19 protein-coding genes and 1 tRNA gene are annotated in these 17,597 nt (G+C 62.0%); 6 read left to right on the top strand and 14 right to left on the bottom strand.

What is annotated here, in order from left to right; all coding sequences use genetic code 11:
- Positions 1-29: 29 nt before the first annotated feature.
- Positions 30-105, bottom strand: a tRNA-Lys gene (locus NO934_RS14295).
- Positions 106-203: 98 nt separating this feature from the next.
- On the bottom strand, positions 204-818 hold the full coding sequence (gene msrA / locus NO934_RS14290) for a peptide-methionine (S)-S-oxide reductase MsrA (protein ID WP_309160638.1): 615 nt from the start codon (positions 816-818) through the stop codon (positions 204-206).
- Positions 819-1,042: 224 nt separating this feature from the next.
- Here msrA and NO934_RS14285 point away from each other — a divergent pair, with 224 nt between their 5' ends.
- Positions 1,043-1,879 carry a leucyl/phenylalanyl-tRNA--protein transferase gene (locus NO934_RS14285; protein WP_309160637.1) on the top strand — a complete coding sequence of 279 codons (837 nt, stop codon included), beginning with the start codon at positions 1,043-1,045 and terminating at the stop codon, positions 1,877-1,879.
- Positions 1,880-1,907: 28 nt separating this feature from the next.
- Here the strand turns inward: NO934_RS14285 and NO934_RS14280 are convergent, their stop codons facing one another.
- The 5 genes from NO934_RS14280 to NO934_RS14260 form a co-directional block, all read right to left on the bottom strand.
- Positions 1,908-3,455, bottom strand: coding sequence for a 2-isopropylmalate synthase (locus NO934_RS14280; RefSeq protein WP_309160636.1), 1,548 nt, complete (start codon positions 3,453-3,455; stop codon positions 1,908-1,910).
- Positions 3,456-3,590: 135 nt separating this feature from the next.
- Positions 3,591-3,719, bottom strand: a complete 129-nt coding sequence (locus tag NO934_RS14275) for a hypothetical protein (protein ID WP_309160635.1) — start codon at positions 3,717-3,719, stop codon at positions 3,591-3,593.
- 78 nt (positions 3,720-3,797) lie between these two features.
- Entirely contained in the window at positions 3,798-4,229 is a 432-nt protein-coding gene (locus NO934_RS14270) for a hypothetical protein (RefSeq protein WP_309160634.1), read from the bottom strand.
- A 75-nt stretch (positions 4,230-4,304) separates the two neighbouring features.
- Entirely contained in the window at positions 4,305-5,198 is an 894-nt protein-coding gene (locus NO934_RS14265) for a PhzF family phenazine biosynthesis protein (RefSeq protein ID WP_309160633.1), read from the bottom strand.
- Positions 5,199-5,344: 146 nt separating this feature from the next.
- A complete protein-coding gene (locus NO934_RS14260) occupies positions 5,345-6,049 on the bottom strand; it encodes a glutathione S-transferase family protein (protein WP_309160632.1) in 705 nt (234 codons plus the stop codon).
- 110 nt (positions 6,050-6,159) lie between these two features.
- On the opposite strand from NO934_RS14260, the gene NO934_RS14255 reads away from it, so the two are divergent.
- The 4 genes from NO934_RS14255 to NO934_RS14240 are packed head-to-tail and all read left to right on the top strand — an operon-like array spanning position 6,160 to position 7,888.
- Positions 6,160-6,492 (top strand): helix-turn-helix domain-containing protein, encoded by a 333-nt coding sequence (locus NO934_RS14255; protein WP_309160631.1) that lies wholly within the window; start codon positions 6,160-6,162, stop codon positions 6,490-6,492.
- Between the two features lie 47 nt (positions 6,493-6,539).
- Positions 6,540-6,881 carry a metalloregulator ArsR/SmtB family transcription factor gene (locus NO934_RS14250; RefSeq protein ID WP_309160630.1) on the top strand — a complete coding sequence of 114 codons (342 nt, stop codon included), beginning with the start codon at positions 6,540-6,542 and terminating at the stop codon, positions 6,879-6,881.
- A complete protein-coding gene (locus NO934_RS14245; RefSeq protein ID WP_309160629.1) occupies positions 6,878-7,327 on the top strand; it encodes an SRPBCC family protein in 450 nt (149 codons plus the stop codon). Before NO934_RS14250 ends, NO934_RS14245 begins: the two co-directional genes overlap by 4 nt.
- The gene (locus NO934_RS14240; RefSeq protein ID WP_309160628.1) at positions 7,328-7,888 is read left to right on the top strand and encodes a dihydrofolate reductase family protein; all 561 of its coding nucleotides are present in this window, start codon (positions 7,328-7,330) and stop codon (positions 7,886-7,888) included.
- Between the two features lie 116 nt (positions 7,889-8,004).
- Here NO934_RS14240 and ilvC read toward each other — a convergent pair whose 3' ends face one another.
- The 7 genes from ilvC to NO934_RS14205 form a co-directional block, all read right to left on the bottom strand.
- Positions 8,005-9,024 (bottom strand): ketol-acid reductoisomerase, encoded by a 1,020-nt coding sequence (gene ilvC / locus NO934_RS14235; protein ID WP_309160627.1) that lies wholly within the window; start codon positions 9,022-9,024, stop codon positions 8,005-8,007.
- A gap of 131 nt (positions 9,025-9,155) precedes the next feature.
- Positions 9,156-9,785 carry a TetR/AcrR family transcriptional regulator gene (locus NO934_RS14230; RefSeq protein WP_309160626.1) on the bottom strand — a complete coding sequence of 210 codons (630 nt, stop codon included), beginning with the start codon at positions 9,783-9,785 and terminating at the stop codon, positions 9,156-9,158.
- 309 nt (positions 9,786-10,094) lie between these two features.
- Positions 10,095-12,116 (bottom strand): aldo/keto reductase, encoded by a 2,022-nt coding sequence (locus NO934_RS14225; RefSeq protein ID WP_309160625.1) that lies wholly within the window; start codon positions 12,114-12,116, stop codon positions 10,095-10,097.
- A 29-nt stretch (positions 12,117-12,145) separates the two neighbouring features.
- Positions 12,146-13,231 (bottom strand): sn-glycerol-3-phosphate ABC transporter ATP-binding protein UgpC, encoded by a 1,086-nt coding sequence (locus NO934_RS14220; protein ID WP_309160624.1) that lies wholly within the window; start codon positions 13,229-13,231, stop codon positions 12,146-12,148.
- Positions 13,232-13,241: 10 nt separating this feature from the next.
- On the bottom strand, positions 13,242-14,078 hold the full coding sequence (locus NO934_RS14215; protein ID WP_309160623.1) for a carbohydrate ABC transporter permease: 837 nt from the start codon (positions 14,076-14,078) through the stop codon (positions 13,242-13,244).
- The gene (locus tag NO934_RS14210; RefSeq protein WP_309160622.1) at positions 14,075-14,935 is read right to left on the bottom strand and encodes a sugar ABC transporter permease; all 861 of its coding nucleotides are present in this window, start codon (positions 14,933-14,935) and stop codon (positions 14,075-14,077) included. Before NO934_RS14210 ends, NO934_RS14215 begins: the two co-directional genes overlap by 4 nt.
- A gap of 66 nt (positions 14,936-15,001) precedes the next feature.
- The gene (locus tag NO934_RS14205) at positions 15,002-16,276 is read right to left on the bottom strand and encodes an extracellular solute-binding protein (protein WP_309160621.1); all 1,275 of its coding nucleotides are present in this window, start codon (positions 16,274-16,276) and stop codon (positions 15,002-15,004) included.
- A gap of 171 nt (positions 16,277-16,447) precedes the next feature.
- On the opposite strand from NO934_RS14205, the gene NO934_RS14200 reads away from it, so the two are divergent.
- The gene (locus tag NO934_RS14200) at positions 16,448-17,350 is read left to right on the top strand and encodes a helix-turn-helix domain-containing protein (RefSeq protein WP_309160620.1); all 903 of its coding nucleotides are present in this window, start codon (positions 16,448-16,450) and stop codon (positions 17,348-17,350) included.
- The last annotated feature ends 247 nt before the right edge of the window (positions 17,351-17,597 follow it).

Below are 17,597 nucleotides of genomic sequence, written 5' to 3'. Positions count from 1 at the left end.
TCTCTGGCCATAGATTCTTTTGAGGTTTTTGGTGGGTGTACAAGGACTCGAACCTTGGACCCGCTGATTAAGAGTCAGCTGCTCTACCAACTGAGCTATACACCCAAACCATCGGGCGGCGCGCTCAGCGCACCGCCGAAGTCCGGCCTCTCTATCAAACGCGTTTCGCCCTGTCCACCCGTCCAACGAGATTTTTCTGGGTTCTAAGGAAACGGATTGGCGCTGGTTCCCAGAAACGCCTGCTCGCCCCACAATTGATTGATGCGGATGTCGCGCCCGCACCCGACGCGATAGGCCTCGTAGTGAACCGGGTTGGTGATGTGGAAGTTCTGGTGGTAATCCTCGGCCGCGTAAAAAGGCGCCGCATCCTTGATTTCGGTGACGATGGTCAGCCCAGTTTCCTCGGCCAATGCGGCCTTGCTCGCCTCGGCTGTCTGACGCTGCTCCTCATCGAGCGCAAAGATCGCCGTACGGTAGCTTTCGCCCCGATCGCAGAACTGCCCGCCCGCATCGGTCGGGTCCGTGGTGTGCCAGAAAACCGTCAACAATTGCGCAAAGCTCACTACGTCGGGATCGTATTCGATCTCGACCACTTCATAATGGCCGGTATCCTCATAGACGACCTGCTCGTAGCTTGGGTTCTCCACATGCCCGCCGGCAAAGCCCGACGTCGTGGCGGTAACCCCTTCGACCTTGTCGAAATTGGATTCAACGCTCCAGAAGCACCCGCCGGCGAAAAGCGCCGTATCTGCGAAAGCCGGCCCGCCGGCGAAAAGGCTCAAGCCGGCAAGGCCGAAAGCGATCAAAGTCCCGCGCATGGGCAATCTCCTCTCCAAGGTAGACAGACTGGGCCCCGCTCAAGGCGCCGGCAAGTCAATCCGTCGTGAGGCCAGAGGTCGCAATGCTCTGGCAACCATTAATCCCAAATACGATGCGCCAATCGGTTCGGTTACAGTATATCTTCCGTAAGTGATCGACCTAGCGAGCCAATACGATGACAAGCTTGGTACCCCCGGGTGACAGAGTGCCCGGATCGTGGAGCTTGCAACGCCTTGCGCTCGCCACCGCCTATTGGTTGCGCCCGCCGAGAGCGCGCTATGTGCCGTTTCTGGTCTGGAACCTCATCCGCGACAGGGTAGCCCCACCACCTTCAGTCCCCGATCCCGCAAAAATACGCGACCTTCCGCCGGGCTTTGCCGGCGTTGCTCACGACCTTTCCACCCCCACCGTGCTGGCGGCCATGGCGCGCGGTTTTTATCCGCAGGGTCATTGGGGCTCGATGAAATGGTGGTCCCCTCCCCAGCGGGCCGTCATGGATTTGAAGCACGTCCACATCGCCAAGCGCTTCCGCCGCACCATGCGCGGCACCGATATGCGCGTCGCCTTCGATACCGATTTTGCCGGCGTTCTGGACGGATGCGCGGCCCCGCGCGAGGCTTCCCGCCTGCACCTCACCTGGATTACGCCCCAGGCGAAGGCGCTCTATAGCCGCCTACATGCCGAAGGCCATGCCCATTCGGTCGAAATTTACGACGCGGACGGCACACTCGTGGGTGGTCTGTTCGGGGTGGCGGTCGGCCCGGTCTTTTCCGCGCTGTCGATGTTCCACACTGCCGACAATGCGTCAAAATTCGCCATCGTCAGCCTCTACCATCATCTGGCAAGCGCCGGCTTTACCGCCGTCGACCATCAGATCATGTCGCCATGGGTCCAAGCGTTGGGCGGCACGATCCTGCCGCGGGCCGAGTATGCAGCGCTCCTGAACAGCCCCGACATCTCCACGCTGGGCAATGGCTCATGGACCGCCAAATTCTTGCTCGCCGAAACGGCGGCATGGGAGCCGGCGCAGCCGAGCCCCTCCAATGAAAAGAGCCGCTGACTCTTAATCAGCGGCTCGATCTCCATGTCTATCCCGCCAAGGCGCCCTGTGCCGGCGCGCCGCGTTCGACGAGCAACCGGTTATAGGCGTTGAGATAGGCGCGGGCCGAAGCCACGAGCGTGTCGGGCTCGGTCGCATTGCCCGAAGCGATCCGCCCGTTCATCTCCAGCCGCACATGGGCATTGGCCTGCGCGTCCGTGCCGCCGGTGACGCCGTCGACGGCATAGAGCACCAGATGCGGATCGGCATCGACGGCCGCCTTGATGGCATTGAAGATCGCGTCCACTGAACCGGTGCCGTCAAACGCTACCTCGACCGGCCTCCCGTCGACCGCAACCTTGAGCTCGCAGCGATGCACCCCGCCCGTCTTGGAGGTGACGCTCATATCGACCAGCTTGATCCGATCGGCGCCCGAACCCATCTCGTCGTCGACCAGCGCGACGATGTCGTCGTCATAGACGTGCTTCTTGCGGTCCGCGAGATCCTTGAAGCGCTGGAACGCTTCCTGGAACTGGTTGTCGGCCAGCTCGTACCCCAGATCCTTGAGCTTTTCCTTGAAGGCGTGGCGGCCGGAATGCTTGCCCATCACCAGCGATGTGGATTTGATCCCCACGCTTTCGGGCGTCATGATCTCATAGGTCAAAGCGTTCTTGAGCATGCCGTCCTGATGGATGCCGCTCTCATGGGCGAACGCGTTCTTGCCAACGATAGCCTTGTTGTACTGCACCGGGAAATTGGCCGCCGCCGACACCACTTTGGAAGCCCGCGAAAGCGCGGTGGATTCGATATTGGTGTGGAACGGTAGTGCATCGACCCGAGTCTTGAGCGCCATCACGATTTCTTCGAGCGCCGCATTGCCCGCGCGCTCGCCGATGCCGTTGATCGTGCATTCCACCTGCCGCGCCCCGGCCCGCACGCCAGCCAGCGAATTGGCCACCGCCATGCCAAGATCGTTGTGGCAATGGGTTGAAAAGATCGCCTGATCCGAATTGGGAACCATCTCGATCAGATCCTTGATCAGACGGTAGTAATCCTCGGGCGTCGAGTAGCCGACAGTATCGGGAATGTTGATCGTCGTCGCTCCGGCCTTGATCGCCGCCTCGGTGCAGCGGGCGAGGAATTCGATCGGCGTGCGCGTGGCGTCCATGCCCGACCACTCGACATCGTCGATGAGGTTGCGAGCCTGAGTAACCGTCTTGGTTACGATTTCGAGCACCTCGTCCTCGGTCTTTTTCATCTGGTGCGCCAGATGGATGGGCGAGGTCGAAACGAAGGTGTGGATGCGTCCGCGCTTGGCGAACCGCACCGCCTCCCCGGCCCGGTCGATGTCAGCGGGAATGGCGCGGGCCAACCCGGCGATCACCGCATTCTTGGACCGCTTGGCGATGGTTGCGACGGCCTCGAAATCGCCATTGGAGGCGATCGGAAATCCGGCTTCGATGATGTCGACGCCCATGGTGTCGAGGATTTCGGCAACCTGGAGCTTTTCTTCCAGCGTCATGGTCGCGCCGGGGCTCTGCTCGCCATCGCGCAGGGTGGTGTCGAAAATATAGACGCGATCGGTATTGGTGCTCATCTTGGATCTTCCTCTATCGGCCCCTGCGCGAACGTTTGGTGCAGCAGATCTGGGCCGGACAATCAGTTCTGTTCGGCTGTTGTGGCGCTATCCCCTGACGACCCGTCCGCTTCACGTCGAGCGGACTGCCGGTGATCAGGGGCTGATAAGGAGGAGTAGAAGCGCAAGCGAGACCAGCAGCGCCGATCCCATAAGGATACGATCCTGCAAAGCCTTCTGCTTGCTGGCGGCTATGGCAATGGCGCGGTTGATACGACGGCGCATTAGTCCTGCCTGGTTGCGTTCTATTTTTCTATCATGGGCAAAACTGGCGCGCCTTGCAACCCTGTTGGTCGGCTCGGCCTACCCAAAAGTGAAGGCGGCGGAAACGATCACCCCCAGCGCGCAGAGCGCCGCAATCCCGCCAATGCGCTCGATGCGGCCTCCTGCATCGGCCTGGTCGGCACGCGCGCGGCGGAAATTACCGCCGGCGGTGCCCAGCATTCCGCTGAGTGCCACGACAAATGCCAGCTTGAGCCAGAACCACGGGCCCAGCCCCACGAAAGCACCGAACCCGCCATATTTGGTGAAGATCATCACAGGGCCGCTGATCCAGTTGAGCCCCAGCCCGATATCGCCCAGAACGATCACCCGCTCGCCAAGCCGGGTGAGCCCCGGCCCACCCTCGCCCCGCGCCAGAACGCCTCCGGCGCGCCATAGCACCAAAGTGGCGCCCACGATCATTGCCAGCCCGGCCAGATGTGCCGCAAGCAAAAGGGAATTGACTATGCCCATGATGTCCTCCCGAGACAGCCCTTGACGAGAGGTGGCGCCTCCGGTTGCCGATGTCAACGGAGTGCCCGCCGAGAATCACTCGCCCAGATCGATAATACCTTCGGCGAGGATAACCGCCGGCCCGCCGATCCCCGCATGCTTGAGCACGCCGCCCTCGATATTGAACTGCACTCCGATTTCGCTCGGCCGGCCCATCTCCCGCCCTTGCCGGACTTTGAGCCCATGGTGCCCGTCGCCATAACCGCCATGCTCCGCAAGAAGTCCGATCAGGGCCGCAGCCGCGGAGCCCGTGGCGGCGTCCTCCCCGCTCCCATGCGCGATGTGGAACATCCGCGCCGCATAGTCATTGCCGCGCTCCTTCGGCGTCGGCGCAAACACATAGACCGAATTACGCTCGCCCGAAAACGTATCCGTCCACCCGCGCCGCTCCAGCTTGATCCTTTCGAGCGCTTTCGCGTCGGCAAGAGGCACCAGATAGAAGGCGTTGCCGGCCGAATACTGCGCCGGCATCATGCCATCGCAGCCGATATCGCTCTCGGACAATCCCAGCCGCGCCGCGACTGCCGCGATATCGGTTAATTCCCCGGTCCGCTCGGGAAGCCTGGGCAGCGCGAACTTGGCCTCGCCGGTCCGCTTGTCCATTTTTTCCATCACGGCGGTGACATTGCCTACCCCCAGCTCCAGCCGCACCGCGCTCAACCGGTTCTGCAACCCCAGCAGCACGGCGGCCCCGACAGTGGGATGGCCGGCAAAGGGCATCTCATTGACAGGGCTGAAAATGCGCAGCGTCGCCGTGTTGCGCTCGACCTTGGGTGCGAGGACGAACACGGTCTCGGAAAGATTGAACTCGGCGGCGATCGCCTGCATCCGCGTGCTCGAAAGCTCGTCGGCCTTGAGCACCACGGCCAGCGGATTGCCGCTCAGCCGGTCGCGGGTGAACACATCGAGCAGGAAATAGGGAAGTTTCATCGCCAGCGTCCTTGATCGACCAACCGCCCTGCCTCCACGCGCGGCCTCTGGCTGTGTGTCTAAGCCGCTTTTGATAAAGCCCCGTTAAATGGATAGACGCAACAACGATCATGCGGGCGCGAGGCCATGCCCCGCGCCCGGCCGTCTCACTTGCCGAACCGCTCGATCACCTCGGCGAGTTCGACATGGCCCAGGCAAGCGTCGCTACCAGTCGCCGCCTCGCCGCTTTCCAGAGCCGTAGCATATTTGACCGCAGGCTCAGCCTCGATCCGTCCGCGAAGCGCCGCAAGCTTCGGCCAGCGGCCCTTGTCGGCGACCTGATGGAAATCGAGCCATCGCGCCACCCCGATCAGCACGCCATCGGCGATGCTGGGGCGATCGCCCACCAGAAACCGGTCATCACCGACCAGTTCTTCGAGCCTGTCATGCCGCTCGATCACCGCTTGGCTCCCGAACGTTCGGAGCACTGCCTGCATCTGCGGATCGGGCGTTTCCATCTCCAGCGCCGCCCAAAGCGGGCCGAACGAACCGGTAAAGCCGGTGTTGATGAACGCCATCATCTGATGCATCCGATCGGCTTGCCTGCTGAGCGGATCGAAGCTCACGCGCCTTTCGCTGTCGCGCGCTTCGAGCCAGGCGGCAATCGCCATGGTTTCGGTGATGATTTCGCCCTTGTCGGTGACCAGTGCCGGCGTTTCCACCCGCTGGTTGAGCCTCCGATAGGCCGGTTCACGCATTTCGCCCATCATATCGACGCGGCAAAGCCGATGCGGCAGGCCCATCCATTCGAGCGTAGCCACCAGCCCCATGGAACTTCCTGCAGGGAAGCCATAAATAAGGATCGGTTCCATGATTGTCTTCTCCGTGATTTCTTTCGATCACGCTGCGCAGCGAGTGCCGGACCCTAGCCGATCGCGGTCCCAAGTAAATTACGCACCTTTTTGTAACCACGAGGCCGACGATGAAAGACCTTGTTTCCCGCTGCCCCATCGAAGAGGTGATGCAGGTCCTGAGCGGCCGCTGGCCCACCCTGCTCATCTATTACCTCAAGGACGGCACCAAGCGCTTCAGCGATCTGCGCCGCGACAATCCCACCATCTCGCACAAGATGCTGACGCTCGAGCTGCGCAAGCTCGAAGACGCCGGCATCGTCCAGCGCACCGAGTTTTCCGGCTATCCCCTGCGCGTGGAATACGATCTCACGCCCGCCGCCCAAAAGCTCGTCCCCCTGATCGACGCCCTGGGCAACTGGTGGGAAGAAACCTCGACCCCTGCCCTCGCTCCAGTCGACTGATGAAACTTAGGCATTGACCTAAGCATTGCCACGCGATAGTTAGGTTCATGCCTAACCATTCGCAGCAACTCGATCTCATGTTCCACGCCCTGGCCGACGGCAATCGCCGCGCGATGATCGATCGGCTGAGCAAATCTGATGCAAAGGTCAGCGACTTTGCCGGCCAGCTCGGCGTTTCGCTGCCCACCGTTCTTCAGCACCTTTCGGTGCTTGAAGAGGCTGGCCTCGTCTCCTCGCAAAAGGTCGGGCGGGTGCGCACCTGCACGCTCGACACGCAGGCATTGAGCCGTGCCGAGCAGTGGATCAACGAGCGCCGCAATCTCTGGGGGCGCCGCCTCGATGCCCTTGGCGCTCTACTCGAAGCCGACTCTGGGAAACAAGACACATGACACAACGCAACGTCGTTCACGCTACCTTCACCCTCGAACGCACCTACAAAGCCCCTCGCGCCAAGGTCTTTTCGGCCTTTTCCGATATCGAAACCAAGAGCAAATGGTTCGGAAACGACAACGCCACCATGGATTTCCGCGTGGGCGGCCGGGAACACAGCCACGGCGTCGTCGACGCGCATGGCCGCGTCCATTCCTTCAGGTTCGACGCCATCTATCTCGATATCATCGAGAACGAACGCATCATCTATGCCTACGACATGGACGCCGACGGCCAGCACATCTCGGCCTCGCTGACCACCATCGAACTCACCGAAGCCGAGGACGGCACGCGCCTGAAGCTCACTGAACAAGGCGCTTTTCTCGACGGCTACGACGATCCGAAAATGCGCGAGATCGGCACCGTCGACCTGCTGGCCGCCCTTGCCAAAGTCGTGGAGGAATAAATGGGTAAGCTCATCGTCTGGAACATCGCAAGCGTCGACGGCTATTTCGAAGGCACCGAGCCGTGGGACCTCTCGATGCACGAAACCGTCTGGGGCGACGAATTGGAAGCCCTCTCCATCGCCCAGCAAGAAGATGCCGAAGGCTTGATCTTCGGACGCAGAACCTATGAGGGCATGGCTGCCCACTGGACCAGGCAAACCGGCACCATCGCCGACGCGATGAACAGCCTTCCCAAATACGTCGTCTCCGACACCCTGACCGAAGCGGACTGGAACAATACGAAAATCATCAGCGGCGACATCGTCTCGGCGATCGCCGATCTCAAACGCGCCGCCACCCGCAATTTCTACGTCTTCGGCAGCGCCGACCTGCTCTCGACCCTGCTCGCAGCCGGCCTTGTCGACGAATACCGCCTCGGTATCGCCCCGCTACTGCTCGGCCGCGGTAATCCCCTGTTCAAGCCGTCCGACGAACGAATCGACCTCAAGCTCCTCAAGAGCCAGCCACTCATGAACGGCGGTATCGTTCTCTACTACGGTGTGGGAAACGCATCCGCCTAATCAAAAAAGGCCGGCAAAAGCCGGCCTTTGACGATGCTCTACCCTCTCGACCTCGTCGTCCTCGGGCTTGACCCGGGGACAACGAAGGGAGGAGACGACAATTGGCTTAGCGGCCCCTAGTTCCGCGACTTGTCCACCAGGGCGCCAGCCTTGATCCACGGCATCATGTCGCGCAGCTTGGCGCCGACTTCCTCGATCTGGTGGCTATCATTGTTGCGGCGGATGCCCTTGAACCGGGCCGCGCCGGCGCGATATTCCTGCATCCATTCGGAGGTGAACTTGCCCGATTGGATGTCGGCCAGAACCCGCTTCATCTCTGCTTTGGTTTCGCTCGTGATGATGCGCGGACCCGTCACGTACTCGCCCCACTCTGCCGTGTTGGAGATCGAGTAGTTCATGTTGGCGATGCCGCCCTGGTAGATCAGGTCGACGATCAGCTTCACTTCGTGCAGGCACTCGAAATAGGCCATTTCCGGCGCATAGCCGGCTTCCACCAGCGTCTCGAACCCGGCACGGATCAACTCGACCAGACCGCCGCACAGCACGGCCTGCTCACCGAACAGGTCGGTCTCGCACTCTTCCTTGAACGTGGTTTCGATGATGCCCGAACGCCCGCCGCCGACGCCCGAAGCATAGGCGAGGCCGAGATCATGGGCATTGCCCGTCGCGTCATGATGAATGGCGATGAGGCACGGCACCCCGCCACCCTTTTCGTATTCGCCACGCACGGTGTGACCGGGGCCCTTGGGCGCGATCATCAGCACGTCCACAGTGTTCTTGGGCTCGATCAGCCCGAAATGAACGTTCAGACCATGGGCGAAGGCCAGCGCCGCGCCGTCGCGGATGTTGGGGGCGATCTCGTCGCGGTAGATGTCGGCCTGAAGCTCGTCCGGCGTCGCCATCATCATCATGTCGGCCCAGGCCGCAGCCTCGGCCACGCTCATCACCTTGAGGCCGTCGGCCTCGACCTTCTTGGCGGTCGATGAGCCCGGACGCAGCCCGATGGCGATGTCGGTCACTCCCGAATCGCGCAGGTTGAGCGCATGCGCGCGGCCCTGGCTGCCATAGCCGACGATGGCGACCTTCTTGGATTTCAGAAGATTGAGATCGGCATCCCGATCGTAATAAACGCGCATTGGTCTCTCCCTAGCTCGCTTGTCGGTTGGAGCGTTTCCAGCAAAAGTGGTCCCACTTTTGCGGTTCGGAAACGCGACGAAAAAATAGCTGGGGCATGCCGGCGTTGGCGAAACGTTGGCATGCCCCAAAATCACACGCCAAAGAGCGTGAAGAACTGTTCCCGGGCCCGCCGCGCCTGCGCGGCGATGAGCTCTTCGCTCGGCCGCCGCTGCTCGCCCAAAAGCATCCGGATCTGGGTGTCGCGCACCACGAGCCCGAAAAAGGTGCGGAATGTCTGGTCGGCATCCTCGAACTTGAGCAGCCCCGCCTCGCGCCCGGCTTCGAGCAGCGGAATGCAGCGCTTGGCCATGCCGATCGGCCCGTTCTCGAGCACGATTCGCCCAAGATTGCGTTTTTCCTGCCCTGCGTGGGAAACCGCCAGCCGGTTGAGCGCCACTGAGGTTTCCCCCGTCAACACCGTCAGCCAGTCGCGCCCGAACTTTTCCAGCGCGATCGCCAGCGTGCGCTTCTCCAGCGTCTCGCGGTCCACCGGCACCATTCGCACCTTGGAAGCCTGCCATTGAACGGTCGCCGTCAGCAGCCCGTCCCGGTCCCCGAACCATTTGTAGAGCGTTTCCTTCGAGCAGCTCGCGCGCCTAGCGACGCCAGTCATCGTGAGCCCATCCCCACCCTCGACCAGAAGGCCCAACGCTGCATCCAGCACGTCCTTCTGCCGGTCTGTCAGGCTTTCTTCGCTGATCGTCAGGGGCGGCGGCGTCACGAACAATACTCTTGGCGATTGGCACTCAAGGCTCTAAAAAGAGGCCGAGCCCCGATTCCGCGGACCTCGGCTCTTCCTGCTTAACCGTACCGTACGGTACGGTTCTCCCTTTTTCAAGCCCGATCTGCACATCTTTGCTACTACTACTGAGAGGTGACGCTGCCGGTCGAGTGCCTCAACCGGTTCACCGTGCCTTTAAGGAACGACAACACATCTGCGATCGCCTCAACGCGATACCCCGAAAATGCTGACCAAGTGAGGCGGCTCCCTACCCTCAAACTCTGTCACACTCCGAGTATCCTCACAGCTTCACTCATGACCTATGCCTTCGCTTAGCCAAGCGATTTCCTCGGGTGAAAGGGTGATGTCCATCGCCTTCAGGCTATCATCGAGTTCGGCCAGTGTACGCGGGCCGATCAGCGGGATGACCGGGAAGGACTGGTAGAGGCAGTAGGCCAGTGCCACATGTATGGGCTTCTTGCCCAACCTCTGGGCCATCGCGATAGCCCGGTCGCGGCGGGCGAAATTGTCCTCGGTGTACCAGACGCGCACCAGCTCCTCATTGTCGGTCTTGTCCCGCCCCGCCTTTTCGGTGAAGAACCCCCTCCCCTGGCTCGACCAGGCGAAATTGGTAACCCCCTTCTCAGCGAACCATTTGCGCCAGTCCTTGTCGGCCGCCGCGATGCAGCCCTCCCAGATCGGCTCGCGCATTTCGGCCAGCGAGAAATTGTTCGACAGCGCAGCCGGCGCCGTCCTGCCGGTCCGCTGCGCATAGGCGACGGCCTCATCGAACCGTTCGCGCGTCCAGTTCGAGCCCCCGAACGGGCCGCGAATACGGCCGCGCCTGACCTCGGCGTCCATGGCGTCGACGAATTCGCCGACGGGCACGTCGAGGTTGTCCCGGTGCATGAAGTAGACGTCGACATAATCGGTCTTGAGCTTTTCAAGGCTGATATCGAGCTGCTTGGCGATGGTTTCGGGGTAGGTGAGCGGAGAATGCGCGCCCTTGCCAATGACCACGATATTTTCGCGCACGCCGCGCGAGGCCTGCCAATCCCCGAGCAGGCTTTCGGTGATGCCCTTGCCATAGATGAACGCGGTGTCGAAGGCATTCCCGCCCGCCTCGTAGAAGGCGTCGAGCAGGATGGCGGCGCTGGCAAAGCTGCGGAAATCCTCAAAGCCCAGCGCGACGCGGGAGATCGGTTTCGGTAATCCCGGGACGTTGGTGCGGCCGATCTTATCCACCTTGACGGCCAAGGCTTCGCCCTTGAGCGTCCGGGTGCGCAGGGAAGGCTTTTCGATTTCGTATTCGAGGCCCGCCGTCCGGCGCCATTTGTCCAGCACACCCAGATTGCACAGTGTGTCGTCCCAGCTCATGCCCGGCCAGGCGAACTGGGTTTGGCCCGCGAGGATGGCCCGGCTCGCGGCTTCAGCCTCGAACGCATAGAGCCAGCCGGCCTCGGAGACTTCCACCGGCTCGTGCGTGCCCTCGGGCCGAACGATGTCGATGATCGCCGTGCCGCCCTTGTGGCCGGTGGCGAACCAGAAATCGGCGACCTCGATGCGGCCCTTGGTGCCCAGGATGCGCAGCACATTGTCCTGGGCGAGCGAAACCGAGCACGAGACCTCCGCGAGCACGCCGCCGGGGAATTTGAGCACCGCGGCCGCCCATTCATCGACCCCGGTTTCGCCAAGATGGGCTACGCCGGAAACGGTTTCCGGTTCGAGGAACGGCTTTCCGGCGGCTGCGCCGGCAATCAGCCGGGCCATGGAGACCGGGTAGCAACCGACATCGAGGATGCCGCCGCCGGCCAGATCGTTGGCATACATCCTGTGCTCGGGATCGAAGCGCGGCATGGCGAAGCCGAAGCTCGACTTGATGGCCCGCACCTCGCCGATTTCGCCCGATCGCACCAGATCGACGATTTTTTCCGTCATCGGATGCAGGCGATACATGAACGCTTCGCCCATGAACGTTCCGGCCTTGCGCGCCGCGTGGAACATGGCGTCGGCTTCGAACGCTGTGAGTCCCATCGGCTTTTCGCACAGCACATGCTTGCCCGCTTCGGCGGCCTTGATGGCCCATTGCGCGTGCTGGGGATGGGGCGTTGCGATATAGACGGCGTCGATTTCGGGATCGGCCAGCAGCGCGTCATAGCCATTGTGGACGCGGGCGCCGGGGAAATGCTCAGCATAGTCGGGTTTGTCCGGATTGCGGGCACCCAGGGCGACGAGCTCGCCCGATTGGCTATGGGCCAGTCCGCCGGCAAAGGCCCGCGCGATGGTGCCGGGACCCAAAATGCCCCAACGGACTTTGTGCTGCTGCGTCATGAAAGTAATCGCTTTCGAGATGTACGAGGTTAGCGGATGCGCCGCCCGCTGCCGTCAAAGAGATAGGCGCGGGGTGCGGGAATGGTGACGGTGAGTTCGGTATTGTCTTTTTCGGACCGCGATTGAGCGCGTTCGATGATCAATTGCTCGCCGCTGGCCATGTTGGCGTAGACATAGCTGGTCGCCCCCAGATGCTCGGCAACGTCCACCTTGACCGTGAGCTTGCAGCCCGGCTCGTCCGCGTCGCCGAAATGCTCGGGGCGGATGCCGATGGTGACACCGTCGCCGGCAGATAAAGCCTCGGCGATCGGCAGGGTGATCTCGGCATCGCCATGCCTGGTCAGCGCCAGCCTCGCGCTACCCGATTGGCTTTCGAGTACGCGGGCGGCGAGAAAATTCATGCGCGGCGAGCCGACGAACCCGGCGACGAACTGGTTGGCCGGGTCGTCATAGAGGTCGAGCGGCGCGCCGATCTGTTCCACGCGGCCCTCGCGCAACACCACGATCTTGTCGGCCAGCGTCATGGCTTCGGTCTGATCGTGCGTCACATAGATCATCGTCGTGCCGAGTTCGGAATGCAGCCGCGCGATCTCGACCCGCATCTGCACGCGCAATTCGGCGTCGAGATTGGAAAGCGGCTCATCGAACAGGAACACTTCAGGTTCGCGGACGATGGCCCGCCCGATGGCGACGCGCTGGCGCTGCCCGCCGGAAAGCTGACGCGGGCGGCGGTCCAGCAGCGGCTCGATCTGCAGGATCGAAGCAGCCTTTTCGACGCGGCGGGCGATGTCTTCCTTTGGCCGTCCGTTCATGCGCAGCCCGAAGGAGAGATTCTGTTCGACGCTCATATGCGGATAGAGCGCATAGGACTGGAACACCATTGCGATGCCGCGATCGGCGGGCTCGATATCGTTGACGGTGGTCCCGCCGATGGCGATCTCGCCGTCCGATATGTCCTCCAATCCGGCGATCATGCGCAACAGCGTCGATTTCCCGCAGCCCGACGGGCCGACGAAGACCACGAACTCGCCATCGGCGACTTCGATATCGACACCGTGGATCACCTCGAACGCGCCGAAGCGCTTTTTCACATTGCTCAGTGTGACGCCGGCCATCGGGCCTCCTCTATTTGATCGCGCCGGCGGCGATGCCGGCCACGAAATGGCGCTGGAGCAGCACGAAGACGATGAGCATGGGCACCGTCAAAACCACGGCCCCGGTCATGATCCCGCCCCACGAGACCCGGGTGAGCCCGATCAATGAGCCCAGCGCCACGGGCGCCGTCATCATGTCGGGCCGGTTGTTGATGAGCAGCGGCCAGAGATAATTGTTCCAGCTCGCAAGAAACAGGATGATGGCGAGCGCTGCTATCGTCGGCCGCGCCATGGGCAGGGCGACGCGCAGGAAGATCTGCCACTCCTTCACCCCCTCCACCCGCGCCGCATCGAACAACTCGCCCGGCATCATGGAAAACGATTGCCGCATGAACAGCACCCCGAGCGAATTGAAGAGCGGGGGCACGATCAGCGCGAACCAGGTGTTCCCAAGCCCGAGATCGCGCGCCACCATGATGAATTGGGGGATAACGACGACGAAATAGGGCAAGGTGAGGGTACCGAGGATTATGGCGATCACCGCGCCCTTGCCGAAGAAGCGATAGCGGGCCAGGGCCCAGCCGGCCATCGATGTCAAAAGCACCGACGCGATCGTATAGACCAGCGCCACGACCACCGAGACGAACACAGTGCGCAAAAAGCCGGTATCGACTTGAAGCTGGTTGAAATTGACCCAGAACTGGTCCGACGGCAGCAGGTTGAGCTGGCCCGAAAAGATCGAATTCTCCGGCTGGGTGGAAAAGACCACCATCATCCAGATCGGGAACAGCCACACGATCGCCAGCGGCACCAGCACCGCGTGCAGCGCGAGTGTCCGGGTGAGCGTGGTCGCCGATTTCGATCTCATCTCTCCTCCCTCCCCAGCCAGAGGTTGAGGAGCGAGATGACCACCGCCAGCGCCGCTATCGTATAGGCGACCGCCGAGGCATAGCCGAAATTGAGGACGGTAAAGCCCTGCCGGTAGAGGAACAGCCCCAGCGTCTCGGTCGCTCCACCCGGCCCGCCGCGGTTGGTGATCAGGAACGGCTCGGCGAAAAGTTGCATGGTGCCGATCACCGAGAGCACCACGCAGACGAGGATGATCGGACGCAGCAGCGGCAGGGTGATGAAGAAGAACTGTCTGGTCTTCGATACCCTGTCGAGCGTTGCCGCCTCATAGACGTCCTCCGGGATCGACTGCAGGCCCGACAGGATGATGATCGCATTGTATCCCACCCAGCGCCAGGTGACCGCCATGATGATCAGCGCCATCGCTGCGGTGGGGTTGGAGAACCAGGCGACGGGCTCGAGGCCCACCCCGGCGATGAGCTTGTTGATCACCCCGAAATCGGCGTTGAACATCAGCCGGAACACCGCCGCATAGGCCACCTCGCCCACCACCACCGGCGCGAAGAACGCAAAGCGCATGATGCCCCGCGCCCTTAGCAGGTGCGAATTGAGCAGCACGGCCAGGAGCGTTGCCAGCGCAATCATCACCGGCACCTGGATGACGAGGATGAGCAGTGTGTTCTTGAGCGCGTTGGCGAAGGCCGGATCGATGATCAGCCGGCCCCAGTTGAATGTGGGGTTGAAGGTCCAGGGCTGGACGCGAGTGGCCATGAAGGAGAGGTAGAACGAATAGATGATCGGCCACACCCAAAAGAGCGCGAAGATCGCGAGATAGGGCGCGAGAAAACCATATGCGGTTCGCGTGCTGGCGCGCATCGATCGTCTCCAGAAAACAGGGAGGGGCGGGCCTGCCCACCGGACCGGCTCGCCCCCTGGGGAGGATTACTGTGCGATCGGCATGCCGGTGGCCAGCGCGATCTGGTTGGCAGCGTCGTCGAGCGCCGCCTGCGCGCTGTCGTAGCCGCCGTTGAGATATTGGGTCTGCACCGTCTGCACCACGGCGTCCGCGTCCCCGAAGAACGGCGTACCGCGCGAAGGGACGACGCGGTCGAGCGTTCCCAGGATATCGACCCAGATGGCCTGGTCACTCCAATAGGGCTGCGGCTCTTCCACATAGGGGTCTTCGAGCGCCGAAAGCAGCGAGGGCACCAGCCCGTATTCGCGCAGCATGGTGACCTGGCCCTCATTGGTGCCCAGCGTGTAGTTCACATAGGCCCAGGCCGCTTCCTGATTGTCGGAGGTCGAGGTGATGGCCAGCGAGGAGCCGCCCAGATTGGCGGCGCGCGGCCCATCGGCGGTGACCGAAGGCATCGGATAAACGCCCCACAGACCTTCCTGCTCGGGGGCGTTGGAACGGATGGTTCCCTCATACCAGGCGCCGAACAGTTGGCTGGCGACGGTTTCGGCCTGAATGGCCTGGATGCGCTCGTCCCAATTGCCCGCAACCAGGATGCCAGCGTCATACATCGCCTTGACCGCATCGAGCGCGGCGACACACCCGGCCTGATTGACGGCAATTTCCGTGCCTTCGGCATCGAAATAGCCGCAGCCCTGCTCGTTGGCGAGCATGCGGAACCATTCGGTATCGCCGTTGAAATCGGCCTGTGCCATCACGACGCCCGCATTGGCCTCGGCAACCGCGATCCCGGCTTCGATGAAATCGTCCCAGGTGGCGATCGATGCCGGATCGACGCCGGCATTCTCATAGAAATCGCGCCGGTAGAACATCACGACCGGGCCGGAATCCCAGGGCATGGCATAGGCCACATCGCCCACTTCGAGTTCAACCCGCTTGAAGTCGGGAAAGCCCGAGGCGATCTCGTCGGTGTAGCCGAGGTCCCTGAGATTGGCGAAGCAATCGGGGAACTGCGCCCAGAAGATTTCCGCTTCGGAGTTTTCGATGGAAATGATGTCGGGCAGGCCCGAGCCGCCGGCGGCGCAGCCGGCCAGCGTGCGGTCGAAGACCTGCTGGTTGCCCAGGTCCTCGACGGTGACGGTCACGTCGGGATATTGGGCATTGAAGCCCTCGACAGTCGCTTCCAGCGATGAAGCGGCGACGTCCCAGCTCCAGATGGTGATCTCGCCCGATTGGGCCAAGGCACCGCCCGCCGACCCGAGCGCAAGCGCCGCTGTGGCGCACCTTATGGTTAGACGCATTGAAGTTCCTCCCATTTGTGTTGCCCGGATTTCGGGCCGCCTCAGAACCAGGGTTCTGAGTATTTGTTGGTCGCGTGTCCGAACCGAAAAAGTGGTTTCCACTTTTTCTGGACACGCGCTTACACTAGCTTAGTCAAAAGCGGCGTCTCGCTGAATGGGAAGGGGAAGTCGTTGGAAAGTAAGATAGGTGAGAAGCGGTACTGGAACCCGCTCAAGAGCACAGTCGAGAGCGTGCCCAACAAGCTGGTGATCAGCCACGAGCAGCCGGGCATCATGGCGACGGCCCATTGGCACGCCCAGGTCGAGATCAACTACGTCTTTTCAGGCTCGGTCGACTACCAGATGCAGGGGCATTCCGTGCATCTGGCCGAGGGCGATATGTGTCTCTTCTGGGGCGGGCTGCCCCATCGGGTCGTCGACACCAGCGAGAACCCGCTGTTCATCGCCATCCATCTTCCGCTCGTCCATTTCTTCCGCCTGCGGCTGCCCGCCGACATCCAGCAGCGCCTGATGCGCGGCGCGACGCTCCTGCCGGCCGAACCCGATCCGGGCGATCACAAATCCTTTGCGCGGTGGTCGGACTATCTGCGCTCCGCCGATCCGGCGCGGGTCGGCAACGCGATCGAAGAGCTGCTTTTGCGCATCGAGCGCGTTCAGTTCGAGAACTACCGTCTCCTCGACGCCACGACCACCGATGCCGCGCCCGCCGAGGCGCCCGACCGGCAGAGCTTCCACAACATCGGTAAGATCTGCTCCTATATCGCCGCCAATTTCCGGCACGATATCGACTCCAGCGCCATCGCATCCTCGGTCGATATCCACCCCAAATACGCCATGAGCGTCTTCAAGAAATCCACTGGCATGACGCTCAACGAATATGTGAGCCTGCTGCGGCTTTCCTACGCCCAATCGTTATTGCTGCGTGATGAGACCAATGTACTCGAAATAGCCATGGAGAGCGGCTTTGGCTCGCTATCGGCCTTCAACGCCACTTTTCGTAGGCTGGCAGGAATGAGCCCAACCGACTATCGCCGCGCCGCACGCGACAACCAAGCTTTGGCGGTCGACCACTAAGAATATCAAAAAGGCGCCCTACCCCCCAAAATACCTTTTTGCATCCTGAGCAGAAGGTACCGTTCTATATCCTCACTGCCAAACTCATGAACATCAGCGGCATCACCGACCGGATCATTCGCGCTACATCCTTGCTGATCGGTCGCGTGCCGGGCGCACCGCCAATACCAATATCGTCGCGTCGGTGCTTTTTGCCGCGGTTCCTGGCCTCGGCGCGATTACCACTACCCTGCGACGTCACCGCAGC

Source organism: Pelagibacterium sp. H642, from assembly GCF_031202855.1.
In the GTDB taxonomy this organism is placed as follows: domain Bacteria; phylum Pseudomonadota; class Alphaproteobacteria; order Rhizobiales; family Devosiaceae; genus Pelagibacterium.
Note: the sequence above shows the minus strand (reverse complement) of the source record. Positions and strands in the feature narration are given on the sequence as shown.